Origin of the sequence: Allobosea sp. NPDC003192 (genome assembly GCF_050275675.1) — a bacterium.
Taxonomy (GTDB): Bacteria; Pseudomonadota; Alphaproteobacteria; order Rhizobiales; family Beijerinckiaceae; genus Allobosea.
The window spans coordinates 1-22887 of record NZ_JBNNPK010000017.1; the positions used below are offsets into that span (position 1 = coordinate 1).

Annotated in this window: 20 protein-coding genes and 5 pseudogenes; 18 read left to right on the forward strand and 7 right to left on the reverse strand. The window is 59.8% G+C overall.

What is annotated here, in order from left to right; translation table 11 throughout:
* The first annotated feature begins 747 nt into the window (after window positions 1-747).
* A complete protein-coding gene (locus ACQKLX_RS20960) occupies window positions 748-1317 on the forward strand; it encodes a MarR family winged helix-turn-helix transcriptional regulator (protein WP_427363500.1) in 570 nt (189 codons plus the stop codon).
* A 108-nt stretch (window positions 1318-1425) separates the two neighbouring features.
* Here ACQKLX_RS20960 and ACQKLX_RS20965 read toward each other — a convergent pair whose 3' ends face one another.
* Together ACQKLX_RS20965 and ACQKLX_RS20970 are read right to left on the reverse strand one after the other, a co-directional pair.
* Complete coding sequence (locus ACQKLX_RS20965; protein ID WP_427363501.1) at window positions 1426-2265, reverse strand: SDR family NAD(P)-dependent oxidoreductase; 840 nt, start codon at window positions 2263-2265, stop codon at window positions 1426-1428.
* Window positions 2266-2371: 106 nt separating this feature from the next.
* Entirely contained in the window at window positions 2372-3109 is a 738-nt protein-coding gene (locus tag ACQKLX_RS20970) for a dienelactone hydrolase family protein (RefSeq protein WP_427363502.1), read from the reverse strand.
* Between the two features lie 103 nt (window positions 3110-3212).
* Between ACQKLX_RS20970 and ACQKLX_RS20975 the strand changes: the two genes are divergently transcribed.
* Window positions 3213-4394 (forward strand): CaiB/BaiF CoA transferase family protein, encoded by a 1182-nt coding sequence (locus ACQKLX_RS20975; RefSeq protein WP_427363503.1) that lies wholly within the window; start codon window positions 3213-3215, stop codon window positions 4392-4394.
* Between the two features lie 42 nt (window positions 4395-4436).
* Window positions 4437-5186 (forward strand): citryl-CoA lyase, encoded by a 750-nt coding sequence (locus ACQKLX_RS20980; protein ID WP_427363504.1) that lies wholly within the window; start codon window positions 4437-4439, stop codon window positions 5184-5186.
* Window positions 5187-5635: 449 nt separating this feature from the next.
* Here the strand turns inward: ACQKLX_RS20980 and ACQKLX_RS20985 are convergent.
* Both ACQKLX_RS20985 and ACQKLX_RS20990 read right to left on the reverse strand, forming a co-directional pair.
* Window positions 5636-6096: pseudogene (locus tag ACQKLX_RS20985) on the reverse strand (transposase); the annotation flags it as partial.
* A 442-nt stretch (window positions 6097-6538) separates the two neighbouring features.
* A complete protein-coding gene (locus tag ACQKLX_RS20990) occupies window positions 6539-7504 on the reverse strand; it encodes a Bug family tripartite tricarboxylate transporter substrate binding protein (protein WP_427363505.1) in 966 nt (321 codons plus the stop codon).
* Window positions 7505-7868: 364 nt separating this feature from the next.
* Between ACQKLX_RS20990 and ACQKLX_RS20995 the strand changes: the two are divergent.
* From ACQKLX_RS20995 to ACQKLX_RS21050, 12 genes and pseudogenes are all read left to right on the forward strand, one after another.
* Window positions 7869-7994 (forward strand): annotated as a pseudogene (locus tag ACQKLX_RS20995) (helix-turn-helix domain-containing protein); the annotation flags it as partial.
* A gap of 82 nt (window positions 7995-8076) precedes the next feature.
* Complete coding sequence (locus tag ACQKLX_RS21000) at window positions 8077-8496, forward strand: hypothetical protein (protein ID WP_427363631.1); 420 nt, start codon at window positions 8077-8079, stop codon at window positions 8494-8496.
* Between the two features lie 112 nt (window positions 8497-8608).
* On the forward strand, window positions 8609-9814 hold the full coding sequence (locus ACQKLX_RS21005; RefSeq protein ID WP_427363506.1) for an ABC transporter substrate-binding protein: 1206 nt from the start codon (window positions 8609-8611) through the stop codon (window positions 9812-9814).
* Between the two features lie 54 nt (window positions 9815-9868).
* A complete protein-coding gene (locus ACQKLX_RS21010; RefSeq protein WP_427363507.1) occupies window positions 9869-10735 on the forward strand; it encodes a branched-chain amino acid ABC transporter permease in 867 nt (288 codons plus the stop codon).
* Complete coding sequence (locus ACQKLX_RS21015) at window positions 10735-11700, forward strand: branched-chain amino acid ABC transporter permease (RefSeq protein WP_427363508.1); 966 nt, start codon at window positions 10735-10737, stop codon at window positions 11698-11700. Before ACQKLX_RS21010 ends, ACQKLX_RS21015 begins: the two co-directional genes overlap by 1 nt.
* A gap of 10 nt (window positions 11701-11710) precedes the next feature.
* Window positions 11711-12445 carry an ABC transporter ATP-binding protein gene (locus ACQKLX_RS21020; RefSeq protein WP_427363509.1) on the forward strand — a complete coding sequence of 245 codons (735 nt, stop codon included), beginning with the start codon at window positions 11711-11713 and terminating at the stop codon, window positions 12443-12445.
* A complete protein-coding gene (locus tag ACQKLX_RS21025; protein ID WP_427363510.1) occupies window positions 12432-13127 on the forward strand; it encodes an ABC transporter ATP-binding protein in 696 nt (231 codons plus the stop codon). The genes ACQKLX_RS21020 and ACQKLX_RS21025 overlap by 14 nt, the downstream gene beginning before the upstream one ends.
* Before the next feature lie 39 nt (window positions 13128-13166).
* On the forward strand, window positions 13167-13937 hold the full coding sequence (locus ACQKLX_RS21030; RefSeq protein ID WP_427363511.1) for an SDR family NAD(P)-dependent oxidoreductase: 771 nt from the start codon (window positions 13167-13169) through the stop codon (window positions 13935-13937).
* Window positions 13938-13957: 20 nt separating this feature from the next.
* Complete coding sequence (locus tag ACQKLX_RS21035; RefSeq protein ID WP_427363512.1) at window positions 13958-15274, forward strand: Rieske 2Fe-2S domain-containing protein; 1317 nt, start codon at window positions 13958-13960, stop codon at window positions 15272-15274.
* Between the two features lie 15 nt (window positions 15275-15289).
* Complete coding sequence (locus ACQKLX_RS21040; RefSeq protein WP_427363513.1) at window positions 15290-15595, forward strand: non-heme iron oxygenase ferredoxin subunit; 306 nt, start codon at window positions 15290-15292, stop codon at window positions 15593-15595.
* 2 nt (window positions 15596-15597) lie between these two features.
* Entirely contained in the window at window positions 15598-16791 is a 1194-nt protein-coding gene (locus ACQKLX_RS21045) for an NAD(P)/FAD-dependent oxidoreductase (protein ID WP_427363514.1), read from the forward strand.
* A gap of 53 nt (window positions 16792-16844) precedes the next feature.
* Window positions 16845-17942 (forward strand): zinc-dependent alcohol dehydrogenase, encoded by a 1098-nt coding sequence (locus ACQKLX_RS21050; protein ID WP_427363515.1) that lies wholly within the window; start codon window positions 16845-16847, stop codon window positions 17940-17942.
* Window positions 17943-18746: 804 nt separating this feature from the next.
* On the opposite strand, the gene ACQKLX_RS21055 is transcribed toward ACQKLX_RS21050, so the two are convergent.
* Both ACQKLX_RS21055 and ACQKLX_RS21060 read right to left on the reverse strand, forming a co-directional pair.
* Window positions 18747-18926 carry a short-chain fatty acyl-CoA regulator family protein gene (locus ACQKLX_RS21055; protein ID WP_427363516.1) on the reverse strand — a complete coding sequence of 60 codons (180 nt, stop codon included), beginning with the start codon at window positions 18924-18926 and terminating at the stop codon, window positions 18747-18749.
* 16 nt (window positions 18927-18942) lie between these two features.
* Window positions 18943-19140 (reverse strand): annotated as a pseudogene (locus tag ACQKLX_RS21060) (transposase domain-containing protein); the annotation flags it as partial.
* 62 nt (window positions 19141-19202) lie between these two features.
* On the opposite strand from ACQKLX_RS21060, the gene ACQKLX_RS21065 reads away from it, so the two are divergent.
* The 3 genes and pseudogenes from ACQKLX_RS21065 to ACQKLX_RS21075 all read left to right on the forward strand — a co-directional run.
* Window positions 19203-20350, forward strand: a protein-coding gene (locus ACQKLX_RS21065) for an IS3 family transposase (RefSeq protein ID WP_427363517.1) whose coding sequence is annotated in 2 segments (ribosomal slippage) — window positions 19203-19452 and window positions 19452-20350 — 1149 coding nt in all. Because the reading frame shifts where the segments join, the coding sequence is not laid out codon by codon here.
* A pseudogene (locus tag ACQKLX_RS21070) lies at window positions 20351-20959 on the forward strand (integrase core domain-containing protein); the annotation flags it as partial.
* Window positions 20889-21875, forward strand: a pseudogene (locus ACQKLX_RS21075) (methylmalonyl-CoA mutase family protein); the annotation flags it as partial. The pseudogenes ACQKLX_RS21070 and ACQKLX_RS21075, both read left to right, overlap by 71 nt.
* A gap of 26 nt (window positions 21876-21901) precedes the next feature.
* On the opposite strand, the gene ACQKLX_RS21080 reads toward ACQKLX_RS21075, so the two are convergent.
* Window positions 21902-22588 (reverse strand): TetR/AcrR family transcriptional regulator, encoded by a 687-nt coding sequence (locus ACQKLX_RS21080; protein WP_427363518.1) that lies wholly within the window; start codon window positions 22586-22588, stop codon window positions 21902-21904.
* Window positions 22589-22887 lie beyond the last annotated feature (299 nt).

The window sequence follows — 22887 nt, forward strand, 5'->3', positions numbered from 1 at the left end:
ACCCACCACCTTCATCAAGTTAGCATATACATTTTTATGTCTGTTTTGTAGTTAAATCTCTACCCGTCGCGGTCTGCTGCCATTTCGCGGCGACCGCAGTGGAGGTAGATCCTTTGATGCGGGTCTACTGGAACCCCGGCAGCTAGTCCCTTCGGCCACCGCCGTTCCGGTTCCACGCCGGTTTGACCCAGCGCTTCTTCCAGGCGGTTGAGCCCGTTCAATGGCGGCCAAGCCGCGATTCAAAGATCGCCGTGTTGTGGTTACGCTGCATCGAACATCGACCGGTAGAGACCGGCTTTCTGATGGACATTCGTGCCACGCTCTTCAACCGTACCGGTCGCCGACCTGATCATGTTTTCAGTCAAATCTCGACCACGATCAGCGCGTAGCGCCGGGCGCGGGGGGACCGCTCGCGAGAACGCGAGTGCCAGGCGGTGGACCTACCGCTAGAGACATTTTTGGGCCGGAACGCGGCCTGTGGCGGCGAGTCGGAGAGGGAGGCCTCCACGGACAAGCCCGGAGATCGTCTGACGACGGCCTTGCGGACCGGGCAGAAAATCCCGCTCCTTCCGGCCGGGACGAGGTTTGGACATCGGCGGCGGGAGCGGCTATCGATCGGCGTGTGCTTGGGTCATTGACGGCCAGCACATGGGCACTAAATATGTGTTATATTATTAATCTGTAGGTCCCATCGTGGACCGTCATTCCCGGCGCCTGCAACCGCCATAATGAGAACCGAAACTGCCTATGAGCACGGCCAATAAGGCAAAACTTCCTGAAAACCAGCTGCCTCGTGTGGTGGCAGGTGCTAGTTCGTCTCCTGAGCATATCGACTTAGCAAGGCTACGTCGTAAGGGCGACGCTGCCCAGAAATCGCGCGAGACGGACGATAAACATACCTATTTTACCGGCGTGGCGGAAGCGCGTTATGTCTTGCGCAAAGCATTTCGCATCGTGGAGGATCAGGCCAAGGAATACGGCCTTGACCCGCTCGCGCATCAAGCCCTGATCCAGATCTACGGTAGCCCTTCGATGCAATTGCAGGTCAATCAAATTGCCAATCGGCTCGATATAGCCCCTGCGTTCGCATCAAGCCTAGTGCGGGCGCTATTCGAGAAGGGACTAGTTTCGCGGGCGCGCGATAAGCAGGACCAGCGGATCACCTATGTTGCCATCACCAGCCAAGGCAGGGAGCTGGTCGACGCAATCGATGAAAAGGTGAAGTATCACGTCGATTACTTCGCTGGCCAGCTGACCAGCGAAGAAAGAGAGAGCGCGCTATCAATTTTGATGTTTTACGTCGGCGCCAAGATATAGGCGACTTTATTGGGGCCTGCGACTTGTCGCAGTCTGTCCCCAAGGGGTAGGCCTCGTCGGCCGATGGCTCAAGTAGCCAGCGTATCCCGTCGTCAATTTCTCGACGACTTACCCGATGCTAATCGGGTAAGCCGACTGGGCACCGAGTTGCGGCCAAGCAACCGGGGCAGCTGCTTCGGCTAGGCGGCGTTCGAGGGGAAGTTCGATGTTCCATTTTTTGGCGACCACGCGAGTCCCGTTGATGCCATCGGATTCATTCGAACAAAACCAAGTCAGCGGGGAACACATCTGCTCTGGCTGAATGAGTTGATCCCTGCTGAATCCATTTTCGGGGGAGACCATTCGAGTATTGACCGGGCCGCCCGGCACTAGGACGTTGGCCGTGACGCCCGTGCCATGAAGGTCTTGCGCCATAATCCTGGTCGCAGCTTCGAGCGCAGCTTTGCAAGGTCCGTAGCCGCCAAGGCCTTGCCGATACATTGTGTCGAGGCTGGTGGTGATATTGACGATACGGCCCCATCCCTTCTGGATCATGCCCTCCACAAAAATCCTCGAAATAAGCTGCGGTCCGAAGACGTTGACCCGCAGCATTGAGAGCCAGAGCTCGTCGCGGACTTCCCAGAATTTCACCGGCTCTGTCAAATAGCGAGGCGAAATGCTTTCGGCGCCGATGGCTGCATTGTTTACAACAGCATCGACACCGCCGAGGAGGCGTTGCGCCTCGTCGCGCAACTCATTGGCTGCGCGGGCGTCGGTCACGTCCATGGTCTTCGCTAGAACGAGTGCGCCGCGGGCTTTGGCTTGGGCCGCTGTCTCCGTCAAAGTGCCGGCATCAATATCGACGATGATCAAGCTTGCACCAGCGTCGGCCAATCCAAGAGCCAACGATCGGCCAATCCCTTGCCCGGCACCCGTTATCAATACCGATTTGCCCTTAAGTGCGTGCATGGGTTCTTGATCCTAGATACGCGGAACCGAAACTAGCAACGGCTCGCGACTTGCTTTGGAAAGTCGAAACGCGGCGGATGACCTGAGACCGATGACGCGTGGCGTGTCAGTACTGTGGTGGAGGCACGTGGCGCTCCAGGAACTCCAAAACTCGCGCCCGGGCGAGCTGATGGGACGCTTCATCAAAGCGGTCTGTCCGAAACCGATTGTAGAACGCGTGTTCCGCAGCCGGATATGTGTAGAACTCATCGGATGACCGTTCGCGTTGTTCTACAAGTTGCTTAACTTCTAATATCGTGGGCATTGGATTGTGATTGTCATTCTCGCCAAAGTGAAATTGAAGCGGGCAGGGCGTGCGGCCGATTTCAGTGGCGAGCGAGTTGAGCTTGACGCCATACATGGACACCGCGCACGGAGGCTCTGCTACTGCCGAAACCTGCACGGCAAGCCGACCGCCCAGGCAGAAGCCTAGAACAGCGGGGCGCTGCCGCAATCCGCCCCATTCGACGAGCCAATCCATGCTTCTCGCGATGTCGGTCGTTCCCAGCGCCTCATCGAAGCGCGCCGTTACATCAACGGCTCTCTGCCTTTGGACTGGGTCCTCCCCGTTGCCGAGTTCGAGGTTTCGCTCGATGCGCCAGAAGATGTCGGGCACCAAGGTCAGATAGCCCTGGTTTGCAAAATCGATGGCGATCGCTCGCATCGCGTCGGTAACGCCGAATATCTCTTGCAGAACTATCAGGCCCCCGCGCGTCTCCACCTCGGGGACCGCCAAGTAGCCGCCCATAAAATCCTCATAGGAATCGTCGAGGTCAATTCGAACGCGTGTCGATAAAAGGGGCATCTCGCGGTCCTTCCTCGGCGAAAAATATATCTCTAGACAAAGGTAGTTGACCTAACTAACATCAAAAAATCGTCACTGTCAAAGCCAGCCGGTGCCAAGTGCTATGAAAACAGAAGAGAAGGGCCCGCTCGCGGGCGTCCGAATTGTCGAGCTCACGGCGATGATCACCGGCCCGCTCGCAGGAACCATGCTCGCGGATCTCGGGGCGGACGTCATCAAGGTTGAGAATCCGCCGGATGGCGACGCGTTTCGCTCGTTCCGCGGCGGAAATTACAGTCCCTATTTCTGTACCTACAACCGCAACAAGCGAAGCGTCACTCTCAACCTTAAGAGCCAGGCGGGACAAGAAGCGTTCCTGAAGTTGGTCCAGACGGCCGATGTCCTCCTCGACAATTTTCGTTCGGGTGTCATGGAGCGGTTGGGGCTTGGCATCGAGATTCTCAGACAGAAAAATCCCCGCCTCATCACCTGCTCGATTACAGGTTTCGGCGATGATGGGCCCTATGCTGACAGGCCCGCATACGATGCAGTCGGCCAGGCCATCAGCGGCATCTCGGGGCTCATGCTAGGGGCGGACGCTCAGATAACCGGGCCATCGGTGGTGGATAACCTGACAGGTATGTACGCTAGCCACGCCATCCTCGGCGCGCTGTTCGAGCGCGAGAGAACTGGCTCGGCTCGGACGATCCAGGTCAACATGCTGGAGTCGGCGATTGCGTTTATCAGCGATCCTTTCGCCAACTACACAATGGCGGGTGTTGCACCGGAGCCGCTGATGCGGGTGCGGGCATCCCAGTCTTACGCGCTGCGGTGTGCAGACGACAAGCTTCTTGCCATTCATATGTCCTCCCCGACAAAGTTCTGGGTTGGAACTCAAAAGGCATTCGAGCGTCCCGACCTCGGAACCGATGCGCGCTTTGCCGATCGAGTTGGGCGAATGGAAAACTACGAGCAGTTGAATGTCGAACTTAACAAGGCGGCCAAGTTGCGGACGCGCGATTACTGGATCGAGCGCCTCGTCGAAAACGATGTGCCCCATGCTGCGATTTTGACGCTCCAAGAAGTGATGGACGACCCCCAGGTCCGCCATCTTGAGACGTTCGTTGACGTCTCGCACCCGTCTCATGGGACACAGACCATGATCCGCCGACCGGTCCGCTACGATGGCAGCCGCGCCGATCAGCCTTTGAATGCCGCGCCCGATCTGGGCGAGCACTCGGCGGAGGTCCTGGCGACGCTCGGATACTCGGACGAACAGATCGCTTTGTTGAGCAGCGGCAAATAGCTCGAAGGACCGCGGCAGAATATCTAAATCGGGGTTGGTCAGATGGCTGAAACAAGAATCGGTACGCACCCAAACGATGCCGAGCGGCTTCGGTTGCGAGGGCATGATACCTTGACCGAGATCATCGGCGAGATGACTTTTACCGAAGGGTTCTATCTCGTCGTGACGGGCCGTCGCCCGACCAATATGCAGGCGAAGGTGTTCGACGCAGCGCTCCTCCTTCTCATGGACCATGGGCTAACGCCGAGCGCACTCGTTGCGCGGCTCGTCGCCGATTCGAACCGAGAAGACGACCAGATCGCTCTGGCGGCCGGACTGCTAATGGTCGGCAATCGGTTTGTCGGCACCATGACCGGCGCAGGTCGCATCCTCGAGGAGGGAATGGCGGCCGAAGGCGACAAGATGGAATGGGCTCAGCAACTCGTCCAAGACTTTAGGAAACAGAAGCGTCGGATTCCAGGTTTCGGCCACCAAGCCTATAAGGAAGTCGATCCGCGCTCTGCTAGAATCTTCCAAGTTGCGCAGGATGCCGGCGTTAAGGGCGACTATATCAGCCTGGTCAAAACATTGAGTGCGGCCGTTAATGCCGATGCACAGCGCAGCATCCCGCTCAATGCGACGGGCGCGTTGGCTGCCGTGCTTCATGAGATTGATTTTCCGACGGCGGGGATGCGTGCCGTTGCCGCGGTCGGCCGTTGCGCGGGGCTTGCAGGACATATCCAAGAGGAGCGTGAACTGCCGATTGCTCCGCTGCTCACACGATTCAGCGAGAGCATCGCTTACCAAGATTAGGCCGGGCGCCGAAGGCAGGCGGCTAACTTCCGCGTCGTCTACGCGGCTTGCGCTGGCTATCCCGCATTGGAGGAAGATTCTCCGATGCAGGCTACGGGAAGTTCGGCAGCTAGGCTGCTTTGGCGACCGCGGTTCCGATTCCACGCCGGTTTGACTTGGTGCTTCCTCCCGGCGGTTTAGCCCGCCGGATCGCGACCAAGCCGCGATTCAAAATATTGATCGCCGCGTTTTGGTCGCGCTGCAGCGAGAGTCCGCAGCAGCCGCAAACGGCGACGTTCGAAGAGTGCCTTTTCCACGATTTCACCGCAGCTGGAGCATTCCAGCGAGGTGCGACGCGGATCGACCCTGACCACATCCCACCGGCTCTTTCAGGCTTGTAGGTCAGCATCGGATCAGACGCCCAGGCGCTGCATCGAGCAGCGACGGGTTGAGCCCAGCTTCCTGCCGGACAGGCGCCTGTAACCGAACCGTCGCCGTTCCCGGGCGATGGCCTTCATGCGCTCGCGCAGCGAGGCGTCATCCTCGCGTGTGGTTTTGTATCTCATGGTCATGCGGCAAAAGCCGGTGGCTTTACACGCCCGCCGTTCGCTCATCCCATGGGTGCCCATGAGGTGGGCGACAGCTCTCCGCTCGGCAGCGGGCGTCACCACTTCTTTCCCAAGAGATCCTTCAGCGCGACGTTGTCCAGCATCGCGTCGGCGAACATGCGCTTCAGCTTGGCATTCTCGTCCTCAAGCGCCTTCAGCCGCTTGGCCTCGGATACGTCCATCCCGCCGAAGCGGGCCTTCCACTTGTAGATGCTCGCGTCGCTGACCCCGTGCTTGCGGCACAGGTCCGAGACCGGGATTCCGGCCTCGTGCTCTTTCAGTATCCCGATGATCTGCTCTTCCGTGAAGCGGCTGCGCCTCATGTCCTGGTCCTCTCAATGGGCCAGAACGAATTTCAAACTGGATTATCTCGGAGGGGCAACGTCACCACGGAAATCTGGTGAAGATGGGTGTTGCGGGCGTTGGTGATATGGCGCTGGACCGTGGCCAGGCGGGCCCGAATCTTCCGCCGGCGCTTCGAGCCGCGCTTGTAGCGCGCCACCGCTTGCTGAGCCACCCGCAGCTGCTCTTCCCGGCGCGATCGAGGACGGACGAGGCGCTTGCCGCCAGCGATAGCGGCAAGCCGGAAATCGTTGGGGTGACCGTGCAACTCGGCGGTCCAGTCACAGTTGCCAACCCAATAGGGTTGCGCCGATGGTTAGCTGCCCGCTGGTGTCGAAACGTCGATCACTGCGGCATTGCCACTCAAGATCCTTTCCGGGAGCAGTCACAGCGTTGCTGGATATTCTCGGCAGTGGATGGTGCCTACTGGGATTTGATGTTGTGGGTGCGTACGAATTTCCCCCAGAATTCTGATTCCGCAGCGATGAAACGGCCAAACTCTTTCCCGTCCTTATAGTCCACTATCGCACCCATCTGAGTTAGCCGATGCCGCGTGCCGGGGTCCTTAAGAGCCTCGGACAGTGCGCCTTCCAGTTTACTCAGCACTGGCGCGGGCGTGCCTGCCGGCGCGAGCAGCCCGAACCAATAGCTGGCATCGAGCGCAAAACCGGCCTCTGCCATCGTGGGCACGTTTGGTAAAAGGTCGGAGCGTTCCGGAGCCGCGATCGCCAGCGGGATGAGTGCACCGCTCTGAAAGTGCTGAAGACCAATAATAGGCGAGACGAACATACTTTTGATATGGCCCGCGATCAGATCGTTCAGGGCGGGTGCGCCGCCACGAAAGGGTATATGTCTGATCGAAATGTCGGCTCCCGTCCTTAGAACCTCCCCCGCGAGGTGACTGGCGCTCCCAAAGCCAATCGACCCGTACGTGAGCAAGTTAGGTTCCGACTTGGCGAGGCTGATGTATTCTTGGACAGACCTGGCCGGCACAGAAGGGTGAACGGCCAGCAGCATTGGAGACTTGCCGATGAACCCGACGGGTGCAAAGTCTTTGATTGCATCGTAGCTGAGGCGATCGAAAAAGCTTGGATTTGTGGCGTGCCCTTCCACTGTAATGAGTAGCGTATACCCATCAGGCTCCGCACGCGCGACCGCCGCACTTGCCACGGTACCGTTCGCGCCAGGTCTGCTCTCAATAACAAACTGTCCGCCGAGATCGCGAGCCATTCTTTCCGTCAGGACCCGAGAGATCGTATCGGCCAGACCACCGGCGGCGTAGGGGACAACGATCTTTATCGGCCGACTTGGAAATTTATCTTCTGCGATGGCGTCAGCGCCGGCGAGCGTCAGTAAGCATGCAATTATTCCGAGTCCGAAACGCATCATAGTCCCCTCCGCTCTTGAAGGCCAAGAGGCTAGAGTCGTTATATAGCTTTTTCAAGTGAGGTAATTTGCCGTTTATCATCTGCAAATCAGACCCCAGACCGACGCGGCTTCGGTGAGACACGGTCGGCCCGCCGGCGCTGCCGAAAACATCGGCGAAAGAACCGTTGCCGCGTGCCTAGACGAGGTTCACCAGATCGACGGCCTGTGAAAGCGGGGCGTCGATATCTGAGCTTTCGCCCACAAAACTCCTTGCTTCGCAAAGGAAGAGAAGAAGGGCTATTCCGCTTCGGAGGTTGACGGGGCTTGACGGCCGGCCGGCCGGGCGACGTTCGACTAGAACGTTACAAGAACATGCCTGCAGGCTATGATCCTGAGCTATCGCTACAAGCTCAAGCCAACGAAGCCGCAGTACGCGTCGCTCGCTCGGCTCCGTGAGGCCCAGAGGCTCCTGTACAACGGGGCGCTCCAGGAGCGGATCGAGGCCTGGCACAAGTCCGGCAAGTCGATCAGCAAGATCGATCAGAAGAAGTCCATGACCAAGATCCGCAAAGAAGGATGTTGGCTACAGCGACATGCCGGTGAGCCTGTCGCGCTGGTCGATCGCCCGCGTCGAAGACGCCATGACCGGCGTCTTCGGCCGCGTGAAGCGTGGGCAGAAGGTTGGCTTTCCCCGGTTCTGCAGCGTGGGTCGCTGGAGTAGCTTCGGCTTTGGCGAGTGGAAAGGGATCCGCCTGTGCGAGGGGAAGCTGCTGTTCAAGCCGATCATCGGCGGCTTGAAGGTGCATCTGCATCGGCCGATCCCAGACGGTGCCCACATCAAGCGTTGCACCTTCACGCTCCGTGGGCGGCATTGGTTCATCACCCTGTCCACACTTCCTAGCCATCAAACAAGCTGCAATTTTCGGCATGCCGAGCAGCAGTCATCCCGCCGATCGCCTCGCGTGTCGCTTTCAACTCTGCGCCGGGGCATCGGCCCACAATTTAGGCATTGACAAGACCGCAACGCCTAATAGTGTTGCTAACTAATCCATTTGACATACATATATGCCGGACATATAAAAAATGCGGCTGGCACAAGTCCGGCCCTAAAAAGGGGAGCGTTCGATGTCGACTACTCGCAGGTCGTTCTTGTCCAATGCAGCTACTGTTGGTGCCGCCGGTATCCTGCCCGCGGTTGTCAGGCCTTCGTTCGCGCAGGCCAATCCCATTCGCATCGGTGTGCCGACCGGCATCACCGGAAACTGGGCGGCGTTGGGCTCGCAGATCCAGCGTTCTTGCCGTCTTTTTGCGAAGACCATCAACGCGAAGGGCGGCATCATCGGTCGTCCGGTCGAGTTCCTATACGAAGACACGCAGGGCGATCCTGCCACCTGCGTTCGCAAGACCGGCGAGCTCATCGAGGGACGGGGCGTCAATCTGATCTCGGGCGTCATTTCGAGCCCTGAATCGTTGGCGATCATGCCGCGGCTCAACGACTGGAAGGCCCTATACGTCTGCACGATCAGTGGCGCCGGTCCGATCACGGCCGCCGGGTATGTGCCGAACGCGTTCCGCTCCTGCACCTCGGGACCGATGCGCGCCAGGGCCATCGCACTGTGGCTGGCTGAATCCAACGGCAAGCGCTTCTTCTCAATTGCTCAGGACTATGCATGGGGAAAGAGCAGCGTCGCAACGTTCGAAAAACTGATCTCGGATCTCAAGAGGCAAACTGTCGGAAACGTCCTCTCGCCGCTCGGAACGAAAGATTATTCGAGCTACATCGCTAGGATCCGAGAGGCCAACCCGGATGTGCTCTACATCGCCATGAGCGGCGAGGATGCAACCGCCTTTCTCAAGCAGGCCGCGCAATACCGTCTCGCCGATCGCATGACGCTCGTAACCGAGGTCTTGGATCTACTCAATGTCAAGCCGCTCGGAGATGCCGCGCTGGGGCTGCACGGTGTGACGCAATACAATTTTGCATATGACACGCCGGCCAATGTCGAGTTCGTCGAGCTATTCAAGGCGGAGTACAAGGATATTCCCGATACATGGGAAGGCGAGCAATGGCAGGCGCTCCAGCTGCTCGCCGAAGCCATCCGTCGCTCGAACTCGACGGAGACGGAGGCTGTTCGCGCGGCGCTTACCGGGCTCCAGATCGATGGCGTCAAGGGCAAGATGGTACTGCGGGCCTGCGACAACCAGGCTGAGAATCAGGTCTTCATGGGTCGCATGGAAAGAGACGACAAGGTCGGCTATCCGGTGGCTAAGATCATCAAGGCGTTCGCCCCGGATGCGATCATGCCTGGATGCCGAAAAGATACTTTCTGACGTCTTCTTTTAGATATCAGCGCGTCGTCGCGCTAGGATTTTAAGGGATTTCGGATGAGCTGGTATCTTTGGCTTAACTTGTCGCTGAATACGCTTGCGTTGGCCTCTCTCTTGGCGATGATTACGCTGGGTCTGACGCTGATCTTCGGCATTATGCGCATCATGAATTTCGCCCATGGCGCGCTCTACATGTTTGGAGCGTATACAGGCATATCGGCCGCGCGACTGGTCGATAATTTCTGGATCGGATTGCTGGCGGCTCCGCTTGCCGCCGGCGCTCTCGGATTGATGTTCGAATACGCGTTGCTAAGGCGACTTTATCGCCGCGATGGCGGCGCATTTCTCCTAATTACCTTCGGTCTGAGCCTCGTTCTGACTGAGGCCATCCGCCTCGTCTGGGGTCCTAATACAAGAGATGTCGGCCTGCCGGATTTCCTTTCGGGCGTGGTCTGGCTGAGCGACGAGGCCTACCCGGCATACCGGCTTTTCCTCATCGTGTTCGGCGTGATCGTCGTCGGCGCACTGACATTTGTCTTCCTGCGCACGCGGCTTGGCCTCCTCGTCAGGGCGATCTCGCAGAACGCCGAGATGACGCACGCGCTGGGCATCGACGTTCAATCGATACGCTCCGTGACCTTCGCGGTCGGATGTGCTTTCGCGGGATTGGGCGGCTACCTCGCCGTTCCGTTGATAACCGGCTATATCGGCATGGGCAACGCCGCGATCATCGACTCATTCGTCATCGTGATGATCGGCGGAATGGGAAGCTTTATCGGCGCGACGGCCGGCAGTCTGCTTGTCGCGCTGACGCAGACGTTCGGAAACTTCTTCATTCCAGACCTGGCGCTCGTCACGCCCTACTTCATCATGATCGCTGTCTTGCTTTGCCGGCCGGGCGGACTCTTCGGGGAGCAGGAGTGATGAGATACGCGTTGCCGGTCGTTGCGCTTCTGGCGCTAGCCCCGCTGTTCCTGCCGGGTTTTCAGGTCAAGCTGCTGACCGAAGTTCTGATCTTCGCATTGCTTGCGATGAGCCTGAATCTTCAGATCGGTTATGCGAGGATGTTTTCGTTCGGCCATGCCGCGTCTTATGGCATCGGTGCTTATGTCTGCGCTTTCGCCTTGCAGAGTGGACACTTCTCCTTCCCGGTGGCCGTCCTGATCGCGACGGGTGCTGTCTTCGCATACGCCATTCCGATCGGATGGTTGTGCACGCGGGTCGGCGGCGTCGCTTTTTCGATGCTCACGCTGGCGTTCGCCCAGCTCGCTTATGCGGTGGTCTACAAGTGGAACAGCCTCACCGGAGGCTCCGACGGCATAGCCGGACTCGCGAGGAACGCTGGCCCATTGGGATTGCCCGCGCTGGATTCGAACGCATCCTTCTATCTGTTCACGTTGGCCGTGGTCGTCGGGTTGGCGCTGCTCGCCATCGGCTTCGTACGATCCCCGATGGGAACTGCGATCGTCGCCGTCCGTGAGAACGAAAATCGAGCGATTGCAATAGGTTATGAGCCGCGCAAGTTGCGTCTGGCAGCCTTCGTGACCTCCAACACCGTCGGCGGCGTCGCCGGTGCGCTCCACTCGGGCTTCCTGCTTTTCGTCTCGCCGGAAATCCTGCACTGGATGCTGTCTGGACACATCATCATCGCCGTGATGCTGGGTGGCGCCGGCAGTATCGTCGGGCCGATGCTCGGTGCCGCCTTCATCATCATTGCCGGCCATGAACTGAGTGCGGTGACGGACAGCTGGCCACTGGTGATGGGGCTGCTGTTCATCGCGGTGGTCGTGGTGGCGCCGAAGGGCTTGTGGGGCATCAAGGACAGCATCGTAGCCATGTTTGCGGCGCGCAAGGCCGAGCGAGTGGGGGTGAACCGTGCCACTTCTTGAGTGTTCGGGTTTGACGAAGAAATGGGGTGCGCTGGTCGCGGTAAGCGATGTCGATATCTGCGTCAGTGCGGGTGAAGTCGTCGCGCTGATCGGACCGAACGGGGCCGGCAAGACCACGCTGTTCAATCTCATCGCTGGCATGTTGATCAAAAGCGCGGGGACAGTGACGTTCGATGGTCAGAGGGTCGAACATCTGCCGGCTTCGGCCTTGACGCGTCGAGGTCTGGGCCGGACGTATCAGATCACTGCGCTCTTTCCCGAGCTTACGGTTCTGGAGAACGTCCGCCTGGCCGTTCAGTCTCGTGGAGCAGGCCGAGTCAATCCCTGGTTTTCGGGCAAGCTGCTCCAGGAAACGACCGCCGAGGCCCATAGATGGCTCGCGCGCGTGCGACTGCAGGATCGGGCCAGCTCCTTGGCTGGGTTCCTGTCTCACGGCGACCAGCGCCTCCTCGAGATCGCCGTCGCTCTTGCGACGCAGCCCAAGCTTCTTCTTCTCGACGAGCCCACGCAGGGCATGTCGGTCGACGAGACCCGGGGCACGGTCGATCTGCTCAAGGAATTGCTGAAGGGCAACGACATGGCCGTGCTGCTCGTCGAGCACGATCTGGAGGTTGTGTTCGGTCTCGCTCATCGGATCGTCGTTCTGGATCGCGGTAAAAAGATCGCCGATGGAGCGCCGGCGGACGTAAAAGCCGACCGCGCCGTGCAGCAAGCTTATCTCGGAGCCAGCCATGTTGCGGACTAGGGGACTGGAAGCGGGGTATGGTACGGGTCGGGTTCTCTTCGGGGTCGATCTGGATGCTCCGTCGGGTGAGGTGACCGCAATCATCGGACGCAACGGCGTCGGCAAGACGACGTCGTTGAAGGCAATGCTCGGCATCCTCCCGCTGAAGGCTGGCAAGGTCTTCCTCGGCGACGAGGAACTGACGGGCCGGGACGTCCACCACATGGTGCGCGCCGGTATCGGATACGTTCCCGAAGGCCGTCAGATCTTCCCACAGTTGACAGTCATCGAGAACCTCCGCGTCGGACAGCGACGTCCGCCGCGGACCTGGACGGAGGACCGGCTTCTGGAACTCTTCCCGAACCTACGGGAGCGCGCCAAGAATCTGGGCAAGGCTCTCTCGGGCGGAGAGCAGCAGATGCTGGCGATCGCGCGCGCTCTAGTGACTGATGCGAAGGTGCTTATGCTGGACGAGCCGACGCAGGGGCTGGCTCCCAAGGTCGTCGACCAGATTGCCGACGTCATTCGCCTTCTCACCGCCGAGGGCGTCGCGGTTCTCCTCGTCGAGCAGAACCTGGCTCTCACCGAAAACGTCGCCGACCGCGTTCTCGTCATGTCCAAGGGCAAAATCGTCGAGACGGTCGATGTCGAAACATTCCGCTCCGAGGGCGAAGAGATCCGTCATCGGTGGTTGACGCTCTGAACCAACAGGCTGCCGGGCCGATCAAGAAGGTGACTGGACATGTATCTCGACGGTAAGGCGCTTTTGGATGGGCAGGTTGCTGTCGTGACCGGCGCGGGCCAGGGCATCGGCAAGGCTATTGCGCTGGCCCTGGCTAAAGCAGGCGCGCGCGTCTGGGCCGCGGACGTTAACGCTGAACAGGCTGCGAACACGGCCAAGAGCATCACTGAATTCGGCGGTACTGCGTGGCATGTCCAATGGGATGTCTCGAAAGTCGAAGAAGCAACAAAAGTCGCCGAGATGGTTGCGGAGATTTCGGGAGATGCGGCGATCCTGATCAATAACGCGGGTGTGCATCGCCGGGCCGCGATCGGTTCGCCGAACTACGTTGAGAGCTGGAACGAAATCATGGCCGTCAATGTCGACGGCGTGATGCACGGGATCACGGCGTTTCTCGATCAGCTCAAGCGCACCAAGGGCTGTATCGTGAATACGGCTTCGATCAACTCCTTCACGGCCGCACCGAACGAGACGAGCGCGTATGTCACCAGCAAGGGCGCCGTCCTGATGCTGACGAAGGGGCTCGCCGTCGATTTCGCGCCATTCGGCATCCGCGTGAATTGCGTTGCCCCCGGCTTCATCGAGACGGCCCAGACGGCAGGTTCGCGCGCCAATCCGGATCGCGTCGCATTTGTCACGGCACACACGCCGATGAAGCGTTTTGGGCAACCGGAAGAGATCGCCGGGCCGGTGGTCTTCCTGGCGTCGCCGCTGGCGAGCTTCGTCACAGGCGTGGCCCTGCCGGTCGATGGCGGCTTCCTGGCACTCTGAGATAGAAGAGGAACCAACCCATGGCACTTGCGGATCGCATCGACGTTCTCTCGAAAACCGGACCTGGAACGAAGACCGGCGCGCTTTTCCGGTCCGTTTGGCTGCCGGCATTGCTGGCTTCACAGCTTCCCACGCCGGGCTGCGCGCCTGTCCGCATCAAGCTACTCGGCGAAGAGCTTCTGGCATTCCGGAGCGGAAACGGTGAACTCGGCATCGTGCAGGCGACCTGTGCGCACCGTCTGGCGCCGCTCTACTACGGCCAGATCGAAAATGAAGGCGTTCGTTGCTCGTATCACGGCTGGCTCTACGACAAGACCGGTCAATGCCGCGAAATGCTGAACGAAACGGACAAGACGATCTGCGCCAAGGTCAAGATCAAAGCCTATCAGTGCGTCGAGAAGGCCGACATCATCTGGATCTACATGGGCGAAGGCGAGCCGCCCGCCTTGCCGAAGTTCCCGTGGATGGATCTGCCGAAAGAGCAGCGCAACGCGACGGTCTGGCTGCAGGAATCCAATTGGCTGCAGGGGATCGAGGGCGAGCTCGACAGCTCGCATGTGTCGATCCTTCACACCAATCCCGCGACGATGGCCACTTCGCCTGTTCACCAGCATTATTCGTCGAAGGATCTATCCCCGAAGATATTTGCAAAGGACACGTCGATCGGCGTCCTGGGGATTGCGCGTCGAAATGCGGACGCTAATTTTTACTGGCGCGTCAGCCAGTTCATGCTGCCCGCCTACAGCTCCATCCCATCGGCCAACTTCCCGGTAGGAGGTCGCGGCTACATACCGATCGACGATTACAACTGTTACACTTGGGACTTCAATTACGATCTAAAGGGCCCCTTGCCGCAAGCGCTGTTGGACATGCAAGCAAAAGGCTTGGTCTTCCCGCCGGAAAGCAACTACAAGCCTTACAAGCTCAACACCGGGTCGATCATCGATACGTGGATCCCGGTTCGCACCGTCGCAAATGATTATCTGATCAACCGTGGCGATGAAACGCTGGCGAGCCCGAGCGGTATTCTCGGTCTGAACGATCAGGACCGTGCCATGCAGGAGACGATGCTTGCGATTGAAGGAACGGACGGACGCATCACCAATCGCAGTCAGGAGTTCCTGGTCGCTGCCGACATCGTGATCGTACGCATGCGTCGGCGCGTTCTCCTAGCGATGGAGACCGATGCCGCTCTCGCCAGGTTCCGGGAAGCGATCGAAGACGGCAGCGCATACAATGTCGAGCCGCTGGACATTGTTGCCGAGCAGAGCGAGGTCAACGCGTTTCTGGAACGGTTCAACGACAGGCTCATCGCACCACGTCAAGTAGCCAATTGATCGGATCGTTAGAAGATGACGTGGCAGATCGTAGCAACAACCGCACGGGTATCGCCGGATTCGCCATTCCCCTTTACAATCGGGGAAAGGCAATTCGCGCTTTTTCAGGTCGACGCGAATTACTATGCATTGGACAATATCTGTCCACATGCCTACGCGTTGATGACGGATGGCTTCGTCGAGGGGGACACGGTCGAGTGTCCTCTACATGGGGCGATGTTTCACATACCAACGGGCAAGTGCCTCGGTCCTCCGGCGGATGCGGATCTGAAAACCTATCCGGTGAAGGTTGAGGGCGTCGAGATCCTGGTTGACGTCTGATCATGGGCAACGCTCCGCACCAATATGTCATCGTCGGAGGCGGTCAGGCCGGCGGCTGGGCGGCGAAGACCCTTCGCGATCGTGGGTTCGCCGGCCGGATCGTCCTTCTGGGCGAAGAGGAGCATCTGCCCCATGAGCGACCTCCGCTTTCGAAAGCGGTGCTGTTGTCGGGGGAAGTGCCCACCAGCCTTTTCCTGTGGCCGGCCGAGAAGCTGAAGGAGTTGGACATCGACCTCCAGCTTGGTGCGCGGGTCGTTCAAATCGATCGTTCCAAGCGGGAAATCCTCCGTTTCGATGGCAGTCACGTCGCGTATGATCGCCTGCTCTTGGCGACAGGCGCGCGGCCGCGAAAGCTGAGTTGCCCCGGTGTGGATCTTGGCGGCATCCATTATCTGAGGACGATCGCGGACAGCCTGAGCATTCGGCAATCTCTCCAATCCGCGGGTCGCCTGCTCGTCGTCGGCGGGGGCTGGATCGGACTTGAGGTTGCAGCCGCCGCCGTCTCGATGGGCGTGAAGGTCACCTTGGTCGAGGCAGGTGAGCAGCTATGCGGGCGGTCGCTGCCCAAGGAGTCCGCTGCATATTTCCACGCCATGCATGTCGCGCGCGGCGTGGACATTCGCCTCAATGCACGGCCGACCTCGTTTGAGGGAGCCGGGCGCGTCGAGCGAGTGGCATTCGACGACGGAAGCTCGCTGGACATCTCGATCGCCGTGATCGGTATCGGAGTCGAGCCCAATGTCGAACTTGCTGTCGGCTGCGGACTCGAGGTCGACAACGGCATCGTGGTGAACGAGGCGACGCGCTCGTCCGACCCGACAATATTTGCCGCCGGCGATGTGGCCAGGCATCCCGCCGGACCCGGTGGGCGAATGATGCGGTTCGAGTCCTGGCAGAATGCGCAAAATCAGGGAATCGTAGCAGCAAAAGTGATGCTCGGCGATGACGTCGCCCACCGCGATCTGCCCTGGTTCTGGTCTGATCAATACGATCTAAACTTCCAACTCGTTGGCATTCCCTCCGCTTCTGACAAGGTCTTGTCGAAGGGTGATCCCCGGTCCGGGCGTTTCATTCAGTATTTCGTCGACGGCTCGCGTCTAACCGCCGCGGCGGCCTTCAATAGTCCTCGCGATCTGCGTGACGCGAAGAGGGCGATGCTCAGCGATCGACCGTTCGGTGAGACAGGACTGACCTAACCTTTGCGGTCGTAGCGGCCCGTCCGATAGCACTATTTCGTTGGAGATTGACAATGGTGAAAGCGCTAGCAGCAGTCCTTGAAGGTCCCAAAGATCTCCAATTTCGCGAATTTTCCCTTCCCGAAGTCGGTGAAGACGACGCCATCCTGCGCGTTGAGGCTTGCGGCCTATGCGGCACCGACTACGAGCAGTGGCTTGGAGCTTTCAATGATTTCGCTGATGGCATGCCTATCATTCCAGGGCATGAGATCATGGGTTTCATCGAGAGCATCGGCCCTAGCGCGTCGAAGCGCTGGAACGTTGTCGAAGGTGATCGCGTGGCAATCGAGCCGATCATCCCATGCGGGCATTGCGAGGATTGCGTAAAGGGCGCCTACACGCGCTGCCAGTCCGACCTGGGCTACGGACTGTATCAGGGAACTAAGCGAGCTCCGTCTTTATGGGGCGGATATGCTTCGCACGTGTATTTGCACCCGCGGACGATGGTTCATAAGCTGCCCGCGGATATCCCGACCGATCTCATGACTTTGGTCAACCCTCTATCGAATGCGATCCGGTGGATTTACGAGGTCGGACAAGCGGGGCTCGGAAAGACGGTCGTGATCGAGGGGCCCGGCCAACGCGGTCTTCTCGCGGTTGTGGCAGCGCGGAAAGCAGGCGCTGCCAAAATCATCGTGACCGGAACGAAAGCGGATGCAGGCCGGCTGCAGCTCGCGATTACCCTCGGCGCGACGGCCATCATCAATGTCGAGGAGGAAAATCCCGTCGAGCGTGTGTCCGAACTCACTCTTGGCGCCGGTGCTGATGTCGTCCTGGACGTCTCGTCGGGTGCTGTGGCCCCGATACTGCAGGGGATAGATATGCTCAAGCGGGGCGGGCGTCTGGTGCTCGCAGGCCTCAAAGGTTCGAACAAGCTAAATGATTTCCCCGTCGACAAGGTTGCGCTGCGGGAGATCCAGCTAATCGGCGTCTTGAGTGCAGGTTGGGAGTCCACTGAAATGGCAATTGCAATGATACGTGATGAAGGCAGCAAGCTTCAGCCGCTTTGCTCTCATACGTTTTCGCTGGATCGCGTTACTGATGCCGTCCGCACGCTTGGACGCGAGATGAGCGACGGTCGCGAAGCCGTGCATATCACGCTGGTACCGTGAATTGAATGTGCGCTCTCTGCTTCCGAATTCGTGAACGAAGAATGCGCTTGCCAGCCCGGGACGAAGCTTCTGACGGCGAGGGTAAAAGTGCGAACTTGCCCTTGTCGGTGATCGATCCTCAGCGTCCCAGAATGACCTTCGCAGCTTGTCCAGTCAGCGAACGGGCAGATACCGCTAACCGAGGCGCTCCTCAAAACGAGAGGGCGCCGTGACGATAGGCGACGAAGTCCATAGGTCGTCGGCTAACTCACCGGCCAGCACTGTCACCGCGCTAGCTACCACAAGTCCAGAAAGAGGAGATCGATTTTCAGATGGTTAGTCGCGCCGTTCACTTAAGTCGGGACAGCCAATAAGTAGAAACTTCTGCCTTGCTAGGAGATTGATCATGAGGCGGGCCGATCTGTTGCTGAGCTGGGATGCAATTTGGCGAGCCGACGGTATTTGTTGGGGAGATTCACTCCCTTATGCTACTCAGTATTCAATGAAATCACGCGTTGATTTCGACCATAGGCTCGAAAGGAAAGATATATTGGTATTAGGTGCAGCCTACGCGACATCGGCGTCCTTTCTTATGATATTAGCTTTGCTTAATTCGTTGCAATAAACGTAGACAGGATGGGAATTGGGTATGCCGCTCAGGGGGGCTAGCTCCCTATGAGCCTACCTCACGAGCTGACGAGAACACAAAAAGTGCGGCGAGCTTCACACGACACATAAGCTCGATCGAGCGACCTGCCGCGGCTTCGGTCCAAGCTAACGAACTGCCAGTCAGACGCCGGCCGCGAATGACCAATCGCCAGCGTTTTAATCGGTCCGCTGCGTTCGCAAGCTGTAAGGCACTACAAACCTGTTATCGTGATCGACGCAAATTGACCTTCCAGCCGGTGGAAATGCACGCTGAGTGCAATTGTCTCGCTCACACAATCGGCAGCTCGTTCCGATCAATGCGATCTGCCTCGTTCGTCGTATCCAGATCGTCGGCATAGAGTAACCGCTGTTTTCAGGCCACGGCCTTGAGCGGCTGGGGCGCGTAGGCCCAGGGCAGCAGGTCGTCGATCTGGTTCTGAGGGTGACCGGCGACGATGCGGGCGATGACGTCGCCGAGATAGGCTTGCGGGTCGATGGCGTTGAGCTTGCAGGTTTCCATCAGCGAGACGATGACGGCCCAGTGCTCGCCGCCGCCGTCTGAGCCGGCGAAGTGGCCTGCTGCCGGTTTCGTGGACACCGAGATTGGGTGTTTCATGAAACCGGAGGTGGGGTATGCGACGAAGGCAATTTGGGCGTGAGTTCAAGATCGAGGCGGTTCGCCTGATCAAGGATCGCGGAGTGAGTGTGGCGCAGGCGTCTCGGGACCTGGATGTACATGAGAACCAGTTGCGCAAATGGGTGAAGCTCTTTTCTGCCGATCCAGCGCAAGCCTTTCCCGGCCACGGCCAGATGAAGCCGGAGCAGCTTGAGATCGAGAAGCTGCGGCGCGAGGTGGCCAAGCTCAAGGCGGAGCGCGATATCCTAAAAAAGGCCGCAGCCTACTTCGCGAAGGACGTGACATGAGGTTCACGCTCATTGCGAAGCACCGGGGGATCTGGCCTGTGGCGTGGCTTTGCGAAGCGCTGGACGTGTCGCGCTCGGGCTTCCATGCCTGGCTCAACCGGTCACCGAGCCGTCGAGCAGGCGACGACGAGGAGATCGGCAACAGGGTCCGGGCAAGCTTCCTTGGTTCGGATCGGACCTATGGTGCCAGGCGTGTCTGGCGGGACGTGCTGGCGGAAGGCATCGATTGCGGCCTGCATCGCATCGAGAGGCTGATGCGTGCCCAGGCTTTGCGCGCCAGGCCGCGTCGGCGCAGCCTGCCCAGGGATGAGGGCCAGCGATCGGCCATCGCGCCGAACACGCTCGCCCGGGAGTTCCGCGCCGAGCACCCGAACCAGCGCTGGATCGCCGACTTTACCTACATCTGGACTGCGGAGGGTTGGCTTTACGTTGCAGCCGTCATCGACCTCTTCTCCCGCCGGGTGGTGGGCTGGTCGATGAAGGCCGAGATGACCGCCGGGCTCGTGACCGATGCGCTGATGATGGCGATCTGGCGCCGGGGAAAGCCGGATGCCCTGCTGCACCATTCGGACCAGGGCAGCCAGTATGCCAGCGAGCAGTTCCAGAAGCTCATGACCGACAACGGCGTCACCTGCTCGATGAGCCGCTTGGGCAACGTCTGGGACAATGCCGCGATGGAAAGCTTCTTCTCCTCGCTCAAAACCGAGCGGATCGGAGGCAGGATCTACCGAACACGCGACGATGCTCGTGCCGACGTGTTCGATTACATTGAGCGGTTCTACAACGCTGTTCGCAGGCATTCGACCATCGGCTACATCAGCCCGGTCGAGTTCGAAAAGAAGGCCGGGTTAGCTTAACCCAAGCGCAGCCGCCTCTGGCTTGCGGACGGATCCTGCATCCGCCTGCGCGCCGGGCGGCCGAACCATGTCTGGTCCTACGACTTTGTCGAGGACCGCACCCATGACGGGAGAAGATACCGGATGTTGAACATCATCGACGAGTTCACGCATGAATGCCTGACGATCCGGATCGATCGCAGGTTGAAGGCTATCGACGTCATCGACGTGCTCTCGGACCTGTTCATCCTGCGCGGCGTGCCGGAGCATGTTCGGTCAGGTAACGGCCCCGAATTCGTCGCCAAGGCCGTGCAGGCCTGGATCGGCGCGGTTGGCGCGAAGACCGCCTACATCGCGCCCGGCAGTCCCTGGGAGAACGGTTTCATCGAGTCGTTCAATGCCAGGCTCCGCGACGAACTTCTCGACGGCGAAATCTTCTACACCTTGGCCGAGGCCAGGATCGTCATCGAAAGCTGGCGTCGCCACTTCAACACCGTCCGCCCCCACGGTTCGCTCGGATACAAGCCCCCGGCTCCGGAGGTCTTCGTGCCCGCCATGACCGCGCGGGCGGCTGCGCTATCCAGACCGGCTACGCCGACCGCGCTGGCGCCGAGGCCAACCCCACACTAACATTCAACCCGGACCTCTCGGCGGGGGCGGATCAATCGAGGCCGGCATCCCGAAGCTGCGCATCGAGGAGGCCGCGGCCAAGACGCAGGCTCGCATCGATGGTGGGCTGCAGAAGATCATCGGCGTCAACTGCTTCAAGCCCGAGAACGAGGCTTCGATCGACGTGCTGAAGGTCGACAACGCCTCGGTGCGCGCCCAGCAGCTCGACAAGCTGAAGCGTCTCAAGGCCGAACGCGACGAGACCGACGTTCAGGCTGCGCTGACCGCGCTGACCAATGGCGCGGCGGGCAACGCCAACTTGCTCGACCTCGCGGTCAAGGCGGCGCGTGCCAAGGCGACAGTCGGCGAGATCTCGCTGGCGATGGAGCAGGTCTTCGGGCGCCACCGGGCCGAGATCAAGGCGATCTCAGGCGTCTACAAGCGGGAGGTGGGCCAGATGAACCCCGCCGTGACGCGCGTGCAGCTGATGTGCGATGCCTTCGAGGAGGCGGATGGGCGCCGGCCGCGCATCCTCGTCGCCAAGATGGGGCAGGACGGGCACGACCGCGGCCAGAAGGTCATCGCGTCGGCCTTTGCCGATCTCGGCTTCGATGTCGATATCGGCCCGCTCTTCGCGACGCCGGACGAGGCGGCGCGGCAGGCGGTTGAGAACGACGTCCACATCGTCGGCGTCTCCTCGCTCGCAGCGGGTCACCTGACGCTGGTGCCGGAGCTCAAGGCCGCGCTCGCCAAGGCCGGCCGACCCGACATCATGATCGTCGTCGGCGGCGTCATCCCGCCGCAGGATTTCGACGCGCTGATCGCGGCCGGCGCCTCGGCGATCTTCCCGCCCGGCACCGTCATCGCCGATGCCGCGGAGAAGCTCCTTGAAGATCTCAACAGCCGGCTCGGATACGGACAGCGCACGGCAGCGTAGAAGCAATGGACCAGACGCGATTGCACTCAGGCTGCTGGTACGGCTCCGGCATGACCGACACCGCGAAGGCAAAAGGTAACTATAGACTTGGCGTGGGCTTCGCGGTCGGCGTCAGTCCGATGGCCGTCGAGTGCAAGCGGTCCTACCAGGCCCTCAAAAAGTGAGCCGACGATGCAAGCCGCCGAGGCTTGTGGGTCCTGGAGAGGAAACTCCTCAGTTCGAATGCCATGATCGATCACTGTCTCAAACACGCGGGCCAGCTTGCGCCGATATACGAGGCGCGCAGTCTCGATTTCGGGCTCGACGGGCTCGGCCACCAAAGCATGCGCAAGTCGGCGGCCGCGAAGCGCTCGGCTGGCGAAGACCCACGCTGCAGCCCATAGGCGCTCGGCGGCAGATCCGTCGCTAACCGCCATCCCGGCCGCCGCGTCCACCTCGCGCTGAGACACAATGCCGACGACCTCGACCATGAGTTCGGCCTTCGAGGCAAAATTCCTGTAAAGCGTTGCGAGCGCAACGCCTGCTTCCTCAGCGACGGCATTCATCTGCGCTTCCCGGAAGCCGACTCTCGTCACGAGATCACGAGCCGCACGCAGTATTGCTATGCGCTTCTCGTTGGTCGCAGGGGCATTGCGGTTTCTTCGCGCGGACTGCTGGGTAGGATTCATCTGGAGTCCATCGTTCAGTTCTGCCTTGAAGTTGATCGTCCGCATTGCCGACTTTGAATGGTTCTATCGGCAGTTCCTCGCAGAATCCAACCACATAGAACGCTCCAATCTAGGTGCACCTGGACGCGCCTATGGCCCATTTACGACCTGGCATCAAGGCGCTTGACATAAGTAGAATTAGGATTCTACATACCTACCTAGAAAGACATAAAGAACCGCGATCAAGGCGGCAATGCCGGCGATTAGCCTCGCCTCAGGGGGAGAATTGAGATTATGAAAATCGCTTAATCCAAGCCCTGCTGTGAACGACGCCCCGAACGCCGGAGGCTCACGCAGGTACCCAG